Annotated in this window: 9 protein-coding genes and 2 pseudogenes; all 11 read left to right on the forward strand. The window is 47.3% G+C overall.

What is annotated here, in order from left to right:
* Nucleotides 1–5: 5 nt before the first annotated feature.
* A complete protein-coding gene (locus tag CCU_RS02055) occupies nucleotides 6–380 on the forward strand; it encodes a TnpV protein (protein WP_015533379.1) in 375 nt (124 codons plus the stop codon).
* Between the two features lie 196 nt (nucleotides 381–576).
* Nucleotides 577–1149 carry a TetR/AcrR family transcriptional regulator gene (locus CCU_RS02060; protein ID WP_208895914.1) on the forward strand — a complete coding sequence of 191 codons (573 nt, stop codon included), beginning with the start codon at nucleotides 577–579 and terminating at the stop codon, nucleotides 1147–1149.
* A 3-nt stretch (nucleotides 1150–1152) separates the two neighbouring features.
* Nucleotides 1153–1869: a flavodoxin family protein gene (locus CCU_RS02065; protein WP_208895915.1), complete on the forward strand. Its 717-nt coding sequence runs from the start codon at nucleotides 1153–1155 to the stop codon at nucleotides 1867–1869.
* 12 nt (nucleotides 1870–1881) lie between these two features.
* A complete protein-coding gene (locus CCU_RS02070; RefSeq protein ID WP_205088736.1) occupies nucleotides 1882–2076 on the forward strand; it encodes a cysteine-rich KTR domain-containing protein in 195 nt (64 codons plus the stop codon).
* Nucleotides 2077–2541: 465 nt separating this feature from the next.
* A complete protein-coding gene (locus tag CCU_RS02075) occupies nucleotides 2542–2967 on the forward strand; it encodes an RNA polymerase sigma factor (RefSeq protein WP_204686626.1) in 426 nt (141 codons plus the stop codon).
* Nucleotides 2968–3050: 83 nt separating this feature from the next.
* On the forward strand, nucleotides 3051–3524 hold the full coding sequence (locus CCU_RS02080; RefSeq protein ID WP_015512784.1) for an RNA polymerase sigma factor: 474 nt from the start codon (nucleotides 3051–3053) through the stop codon (nucleotides 3522–3524).
* A gap of 60 nt (nucleotides 3525–3584) precedes the next feature.
* Nucleotides 3585–4208: pseudogene (locus CCU_RS02085) on the forward strand (hypothetical protein); the annotation flags it as partial.
* Nucleotides 4209–4220: 12 nt separating this feature from the next.
* Nucleotides 4221–4658 carry a DUF4313 domain-containing protein gene (locus CCU_RS02090; protein ID WP_015533381.1) on the forward strand — a complete coding sequence of 146 codons (438 nt, stop codon included), beginning with the start codon at nucleotides 4221–4223 and terminating at the stop codon, nucleotides 4656–4658.
* A gap of 8 nt (nucleotides 4659–4666) precedes the next feature.
* Nucleotides 4667–5101 carry a PrgI family protein gene (locus CCU_RS02095; RefSeq protein ID WP_015533382.1) on the forward strand — a complete coding sequence of 145 codons (435 nt, stop codon included), beginning with the start codon at nucleotides 4667–4669 and terminating at the stop codon, nucleotides 5099–5101.
* Nucleotides 5094–7424 carry a VirB4-like conjugal transfer ATPase, CD1110 family gene (locus CCU_RS02100; RefSeq protein WP_330369934.1) on the forward strand — a complete coding sequence of 777 codons (2331 nt, stop codon included), beginning with the start codon at nucleotides 5094–5096 and terminating at the stop codon, nucleotides 7422–7424. Before CCU_RS02095 ends, CCU_RS02100 begins: the two co-directional genes overlap by 8 nt.
* A 31-nt stretch (nucleotides 7425–7455) precedes the next feature.
* Nucleotides 7456–8284, forward strand: a pseudogene (locus CCU_RS02105) (lytic transglycosylase); the annotation flags it as partial.

Raw genomic sequence — 8284 nt, forward strand, 5'->3', positions numbered from 1 at the left:
TGACAATGACAAAATCAATCTTTGAACAGTTGGGCGGCGCTTACGAACAGCAGGGGGATTATCTTCTTCCCTGCCTCACAGTACCCGCCGAGAACGAACAGCCCATAGGCGTATGGGGGCAGCGGCACTTGCGGTATCTGAAAGAATACCGCAGAGCCGCCTACATAACCCTGCTCACAAGCGGCAGGCTGAACGCCTACCTTGCCGACATCGACAGGCAGGCGCAGGAGCGCATGGAAAGGCTCACAGAGCAGATGAAACAGGCGCAGGGTATCACAGAGCAGCTAAAGGCGGAAAACGCCTTAGAATGGGTGCAGAGAATGAATAACATACGGGCGTGTGCAAGGGAGATTGTGGAGAGGGAGATTATTTATACTTAAAAAATGTAACGCATATAATTGTAAAACTGTGGCGGATAGGGATAAATTCCTTATCCGTCATTTTCTATTCGCTGTAAGCTGCTTGAATACGGCATTTTGACACCAATACATTCGCTATTCAGTTATCGTAATCCCTTGACTTTTTGAACGATGTTCAGTATAATGCTTTTGAACATTGTTCAGCAGGAGGCGTAGCGTGGATAATAAAGAAGCAATCATACAGGAAACGATTAAACTTATCGAAGAAAAAGGCGAGCGTTTAGATGAAATTACAGTGCGTGAAATATGCAAAAGAGCCAGCGTTGGCTTAGGTCTTGTGAATTATCATTTTGGAAATAAAGAGAAACTTATTGAGCAATGTATTGAGCGTATGATAAACGGAACGGTTAAGCGATTTCAGAATATACGGGAGAAAACGGACAGTTTTACCCCCTTTGAAAAGTTGGAATATCTCAGCAATATGACACTTGATTTTCTGTTTGAACATTATGCTGTTTCCAAAATTTCCATTCTTACCGACATGCAGTCACCGAAAGAAGGTGACAATACTTACAGAACTTATGAGGCGTATCTTCCGATTGTTGCCGCCTGCCGTCCTGACCTTGATGAAGCGGCAATAAAGAGAAAAACACTGTATTTGATTACCGTTATGCAGCAAATGTTCCTGCGATATGAAATCATATCACAAATATTGGGGATTGACCTTAGACAGAAAGAAAACCGCAAGAACTTTCATACACAAGTTTTACACGACGTTTTGGAGGTATAAAGATTGAATATCACAGTGATAAACGGAACAGAGAAACACGGTGTTACCTACCGCTTGAAAGAGACGTTTTTAACTGAGTTTAGGGATGAAGCGAATATTACAGAATATTATCTTCCAAAAGATTGTCCAAACTTCTGTGTTGGTTGCTTGAACTGCACATTAAAGGGCGAAAAAACTTGCAAGGACGCTGAATACATTAGAAAAATGGATGAATCGCTTTTAAAAGCGGATTTGATTGTAATGACTTCTCCTGCATATGTGTTTCATGTTACGGGAGCAATGAAAGCATTGCTTGACCATTTTGCTTACCGATGGATGCCACACCGCCCTGCTCCTGAAATGTTTGGGAAGCGGGCAGTCATCATAACACAGTGCTTGGGTAGCGGAGCAAAATCTGCAGCGAAAGATATAAAGCACAGTTTATCTTGGTGGGGGATTTCCGAGATCGGGATATTTACTGGGGCGTTGATGAGCGATATTGTTTGGGAAAAACTTTCTAAAAAGAAACAAGCTAAACTCACAGGAAAAGTTCAAAAACTATCCAAGAAGTTTGCACATATGGATTACACAAAATCCGCACACACGAATTTGATTACGAAAATTAAGTTTTTCTTCTGCCGTATGATACAGAAATCCATACATAAATCCGACCCCGAACACCTTGATGGGAAGTATTGGGTGGAGCAAGGTTGGCTCGATGGCGGTAAACCGTGGAAATAGTGAGGGGACAATATGGAAAAAATAAATTCTGAATGGGTATGTTGCCCTGTTTGTGGAAATAAAACTCGTGACAAAATACGGAAGGATACTGTTTTGGTGCATTATCCTCTTTATTGCCCGAAATGCAAACGAGAAACTTTAATCAATGCGAAAAAATTACATATAACTGTCATCAAAGAGCCAGACGCACAGACGCAGAGCCGATGAACTTGTGAGATATTTCACAGATCATCGGCTCTTTCTTTTTCGGATAGTGTTTATCAGTCCGCCCAGTCCGCCATATAAAAAAACGGAGTTTTGACGGACTGTATTGTTATGCCCTAATGCTCCCTCTAAACCCGTTTTGAGTTTGGAGGGATTTTTTGCGTCTTTCTTCACTTTCTATCCTGCCGCTGATCCGTGCGGCGTTCTACATATTACCAGACAGAAACGAGGATAATCTGTTAAAAAATTCCTTGTTTGATATGGCTCTTTTATGCACTAAAAGCAGAGGACAAATATCTACATAAAAGAGCTTTTACTTCTCATAGCCGCAATGGTCTGACAGCCTTTGCGGTTTTTCTTTTGTCGCTTTTTGTCAAGAGACAGGATAAGCCCGCTTCTGGCGTTGGGTGTCGCTCACCGCCTGCCAATCTGGATTTTCAAAAAAATTCAGATTGGAGGTAAAGAACAGTGGCATACAACCACGGAAAGGCAGAGCGCAGATGGCGGCTCTGGAAAGAAAAAGAAGAAAAGATTTTACGGGAGTGCGGAGTTGATGAAGAAACGATTGAGGAAATTCGCACTTTTGATAGAGAAGAATTTAATTCTGACAGACGGTTTTACACACGCCTGAATGATGTTGGGGAATACATAGCGGAAACTGCCATGCAGGAGCCGCCCATGGAGGTCAATACAGTCTGGGATATGCTGAATGAAATCGAGGACGAAAACCTATACCGTGCATTGCTTACGGTGGACAAGCGTACCCTGCAAATTGTCCTGCTGAAAATGCAGGGATATTCCCTAAAGGAGATTGCGCCGATGGTTGATTTATCGGCGGGTGCTGTCTATGCGAGGTTAGACCATCTGCGGAAAAAGCTGAGAAAACTCTTATAGTATCTAAAGCCCTGCTGTTTCCTGCGGGCTACTGGGTGAGAGGACAACCCCTCTCACCCATTTTTTAGCAGGAGGACAAGGCAATGGCGATACCTAAACGGTCATACTGGCTTCGGGAAGTAGTGACAGAGGCAGGAACAAGCTATCATATCAGTTTTCGTGACGGGCAGGGAAAAATCCAAAAGCTGTGCGTATCTTATGACTTCTATATGGCGTTTCGGAGACTGGAACTTGACGAAAGGAAAATTGAGGGTTGGGATTACCGTCACAGGGAGTTTTCGGAAATTATGGAGGAAACTCTGAACTGGCGGGCGGTAAGACAGCCTAAAAGCATTGAGGAGGTTATTCTTGAGGAAGAACGGGCAGAACTGCTCCAGAGGATTATCAGCAAGCTGCCAGAAATGCAAAGGCGGCGTTTCCTGCTCCACTATGAGTATGAAATGACTTATAAAGAGATAGGGAAAATCGAGCATTGCAGCCAACAATCCGTAGGTCGTGCTGTAACTGCCGCCAGAGAAAAGATAAAGGCGGAGATGAAGAAATACCTAAACGCATGACCGTTAAGCATACCCTTGTATCTTTGGATATGAGGGTATTTGCTTTGTGTTCTCTAATGGAACTTCACAGATATGAAAAAGCCGGAACATGTAGTGAAAGCCTTTATCCGTTTTGCACTGGCACAGGGAGCCGTCATGTCCGGCATGGAGCTTTTGACCGCGATCTTTTCCATTGTGCAGGGCATCGTAACAAATATCATGTCCCACTCCGGGATGGCGGGTGGAACTGTAACGGAGCTGCCCTCGGAGATCGTGGACAAGATCGAAGCGGTGGGGATGCTGGAATCTATCCCTTTGTGGATCGTAACTTTATTAGGAAGCCTGCTGATTACGGTATTGTCATTTGTCATGATTCTGACTGTATACGGGAGAATGTTTAAGCTGTATATGTACACAGCCATCGCACCGATTCCATTGGCAACCTTTGCCGGGGAGCCAACCCAGTCTGTAGGAAAGAACTTTATCCGTTCCTACGCCGGGGTATGTCTGGAAGGAGCCATCATCGCACTGGCCTGCATCATCTTTTCGGTGTTTGCATCAAGTCCGCCGGCCATCGGGGACACCAGCCTGTCCGCCGTGACCATTGTCTGGAATTACGTCGGGGAACTGGTATTTAACCTGCTGGTACTGGTCGGGGCAGTCAAGGCATCCGACCGTATCGTAAAAGAAATCATGGGATTATAGGAGGCGAAAAAAATGGAAGAACCAAAGACACTGAGCTACGACTGGCAGTATGGCCGGGAGGAATTATTTCTCAGGGTAGACAGTTACATGAGCGATGACAATCTCTATATCGGGCTTTACCATATGGAAGATGGATACCCGGAAAGCTTTGCAGACCTTACGGTAAACCTGCCTTTTGCTCCGCTGGGCGGTATCAATGAAGCCTATATCGACCACAATTTCAGCAAAGAAAAGCTTCGTTTTATAAAGCAGCATAAGCTGGGAACGATACAGCCGGATACCGCATCCTCCGGTTACTGCATCTTCCAGAGGGTTACATTCGACCTGAAAAAACTGGCAGAGCTTGATCCGGAAGGAACAAAAAGATTTATGGAAAGAAATGGCATCCGGCAAAGGGATGTACCAAAACAGAAACAAAAGAAAAAACAGAGATTACAAAGAGAAAGGTAGAAAACAACATGGAAGTGAAAATGAATAAAGAAATCCGAGACTATCAGGAGTCAATGTTCTGGGGCTTAAGTTTCCGGCAGTGCCTATTTTCGGTACTGGCGATTCTGTCAGCCCTTGGTATTTATTTCCTCACCCGGAAATATGCCGGGGAACAGGTAACCGGATGGCTGTGCGTGCTTGGGGCGGCTCCCTTTGCAGCCTGCGGCTTTTTCCGTTACCACGGCATGACGGCAGAACAGTTCGCATGGGCAGTCATCAAATCCGAACTGCTGTACCCGAAACGGCTGGTATTCAAATCAGAGAACCTGTACTTTTCCTGCATGGAAGAGAGCCTGCGGCTGGGTGAAAAGATGATGGGAAACGGAGCGGAACTTCTGGAAAAGAAGCGGACGAAACAGAAGAAACCAAAGAAGCCAGGAGGAAGGGGTGATGCCCTTGATTAAAACCCTGAGTCAGACACTGAAACAGGACAAAGAAAAATTCAAAGTACCGAGGTCTGTCCAGCAGGCGATCCCGATCCGCAAGATCTGGCCGGACGGTATTTTTCAGGTGGAGAGCAAGTATTCCCGGACATTCCGGTTTACGGATATCAACTATTCCATTGCCAGCAAAGCGGATAAGACAGAGATGTTCCTGGACTACTCCGAACTTTTAAATGCACTGGATTCCGGCTGTACGGCGAAGATTACCCTGAACAACCGTAAGATCAACAAGGAAGAGTTTGAGCAGTCCCTGCTGATCCCGATGAAAGGGGACGGTCTGGACGAGTACCGGAAAGAGTACAATGACATGCTCCTTTCCAAGATCTCCGGTACCAACAACAGTATCTACCAGGAACGCTATCTGACCATCAGCGTCCACAAGAAAAACATCGATGAAGCCAGAACCTATTTCGCACGTGTGGGAACGGACATCATCACCCATCTGGCCAAGCTGTCCTCTATTGGGGAAGAGCTGGATGCAGAGCAGAGGCTACAGATCTTCCGGGACTTTTTCAAGGCAGACGTTCCACAGAGTTTTCCATTTGACATGAAAGCCTTTGCGAAAAAAGGACACAGCTTCAAAGACTGGATCTGCCCGGACACGATGGAATTCCATAACGACCATTTCAAGCTGGGCGAGCAGTACGGCAGAGTCCTTTTTATGGAAGATTACGCCAACTATGTAAAGGATGAGATGATCTCCGAACTGTGCAGCCTTGGCAGGAACCTGATGCTGTCCATTGATATCATCCCCGTACCGACAGACGAAGCGGTGCGTGAGATCCAGAACCGACTGCTGGGCGTGGAGACAAACGTCACCAACTGGCAGAGACGCCAGAATGCCAACAATAACTTTTCAGCCGTAGTTCCCTATGACATGGAGCTGCAGAGAAAAGAGACCAAGGAAATGCTGGACGATCTGACTACCAGGGACCAGAGGATGATGTTCGGTATCCTGACAATGGTACATATGGCAGAAAGCAAGAAACAACTGGATTCTGATACGGAAACCCTGTATTCCATTGCAAGAAAACACCTCTGCCAGATGGCAACCCTGAAATGGCAACAGGTCGATGGACTGAATACCGTCCTGCCGTATGGCCTGCGGAAAATCGATGCCGTGCGAACCCTTACCACAGAGTCCACTGCCGTATTGATTCCATTCCATACGCAGGAGATCATGCAGCCGGGCGGCATCTATTATGGGCAGAATGCAGTCAGCAAAAATATGCTGGTGGCAGACCGAAGGAAACTGTTAAATGGCAACTCTTTCCGACTGGGTGTCAGCGGTTCGGGAAAGAGCTTCTCAGCAAAAGAAGAGATCGTAGACCTTGCCCTTTCCACGGAAGATGACATCCTCATCCTTGATCCAGAGTCGGAGTTTGCTTCTTTGGTGGAAGCCTTAAACGGAGAGGTTATCCGGATCTCGGCAACCTCGGATACCCATCTGAATGCACTGGACATGGATTCCGCCTATGGCAATGACCGCAACCCGCTCATTGAGAAGTCAGAATTTATCCTGTCCTTGTTTGAGCAGCTTGTCGGAGCCGGAAACCTTTCGGCAAAGGAGAAATCCATCCTCGACCGCTGCACCGCAGATGTGTACCGGGATTATATGAGGGGCGGTTACAAAGGGCAGGTGCCGACTTTGAAAGACCTGTACCGACAGCTCATGCTCCAGCCGGAGGAAGAAGCCAGAGGACTGGCCTTGTCTTCGGAATTGTTTATCAACGGAAGTCTGAACACCTTTGCCCAGGAAACCAATGTCAACACGAAGAGCCGTATCATCGACTATGATATTCGGGAGCTGGGCGAACAGCTGATGCCCCTTGGCATGCTGGTCACATTGGATTCTATTTTCAACCGTGTGATCCAGAACTGGAAGAAGGGAAAAACGACATGGATCTTTGCGGATGAGTTTTATCTGCTGTTCCGCTACGAATACAGTGCGGACTTTTTCTACCGCCTGTACAAGCGTATCCGTAAGTATTCCGGATTTGTCACCGGGCTTACCCAGAACGTAGAGGAACTTCTGAAATCCGATACCGCCCGCCTGATGCTGGCGAACAGTGAGTTCCTGATCCTTTTGAATCAGGCCACCACCGACCGGGACGAGCTGGCGGCACTTCTGAATATTTCAGACAACCAGTTATCCTACATCACCAATGTGGGTGCCGGCCATGGTCTGATCCGCTGTTCCGGAAATCTGGTGCCATTTGAAAATTCGTTTCCAAGAAATACAAAACTGTACCGCCTGATGACGACCAAGCCGGGCGAAGCGTAAGAGCGGGACAAGCCGGGACTGGAGGTGAGAGATGAAGGATATCAAAACCAAAGAAGTTACAACAAAACCAAAGACCAAAAATCCTGCCTCCAGAATCCCCAAGGAGCTGATGCGGACGGCCATACTGGAGAGCAAGGAAAAATCCCAGACCATCGCAAATGCCAGGGACAATGACATGGGAGAACAGTCCCCATCCGAATATGCCAGTGGGAAAGTCACATCCGCAGAGGAATGGGCTGCAAGAAAGACAGGCAGAACTGTAACCAGAGCCGGAAAGACAGCCGCACAGACTTCCTACGAGAAGATCAAACAGAGAGCCGCTGGCAAAAAAGAAGCGGAGAAAGAAACCGCCAGAGGAACAGGGGACACACAGACCGCCAATCCTGCCAGCCGGGAAGCTCAGGAAGCACAGATCCGGGAAGTACAGATCCAGGAAGCCCAGCGGCAAAAGGTGGTTTCAGATGCCGTCAAAACGAAAGAGCAGAAGATCCGGGCTGCCAGGGAGACACCAAGAATCCAGAACAGACAGGAAATAGCAGAAATGAAGCAGCTCTCCATCCGAGAACAGAGCCGGAAGAAGGAAGCAAAAGATACAGTAAGGCAGACCGCCATCCGACAGAAACAGCCGGAAACCATTCGGATTAAAGAAAAACCAAGGAAACAGCCGGAGCCGAAAACCATACAGAAGCGTATCATCAAGACGGCTCCCCAGTCTGCGAAGATCAGCGTCCAGCCAGAGCAGAAGCTCCGTGCGGCCAGCTCCAACGCCCTGACAGCCCGGATGCAGAAGCAGATGGAACGAAGGGCAGCGAAACAGGCGGCGAAGAAAGCAGCCTTGCAGACTTCTGATGGAATCCGTC

It is taken from the genome of Coprococcus sp. ART55/1, assembly GCF_000210595.1.
GTDB lineage: Bacteria > Bacillota > Clostridia > Lachnospirales > Lachnospiraceae > Coprococcus > Coprococcus aceti.

Bases quoted from the DNA above. Each gene is read 5' to 3' on its own strand.
- CCU_RS02055 (WP_015533379.1), top strand. From the start codon at position 6: ATGACAAAATCAATCTTTGAACAGTTGGGCGGCGCTTACGAACAGCAG.
- CCU_RS02070 (WP_205088736.1), top strand. From the start codon at position 1,882: ATGGAAAAAATAAATTCTGAATGGGTATGTTGCCCTGTTTGTGGAAAT.
- CCU_RS02080 (WP_015512784.1), top strand. From the start codon at position 3,051: ATGGCGATACCTAAACGGTCATACTGGCTTCGGGAAGTAGTGACAGAG.
- CCU_RS02090 (WP_015533381.1), top strand. From the start codon at position 4,221: ATGGAAGAACCAAAGACACTGAGCTACGACTGGCAGTATGGCCGGGAG.
- CCU_RS02095 (WP_015533382.1), top strand. From the start codon at position 4,667: ATGGAAGTGAAAATGAATAAAGAAATCCGAGACTATCAGGAGTCAATG.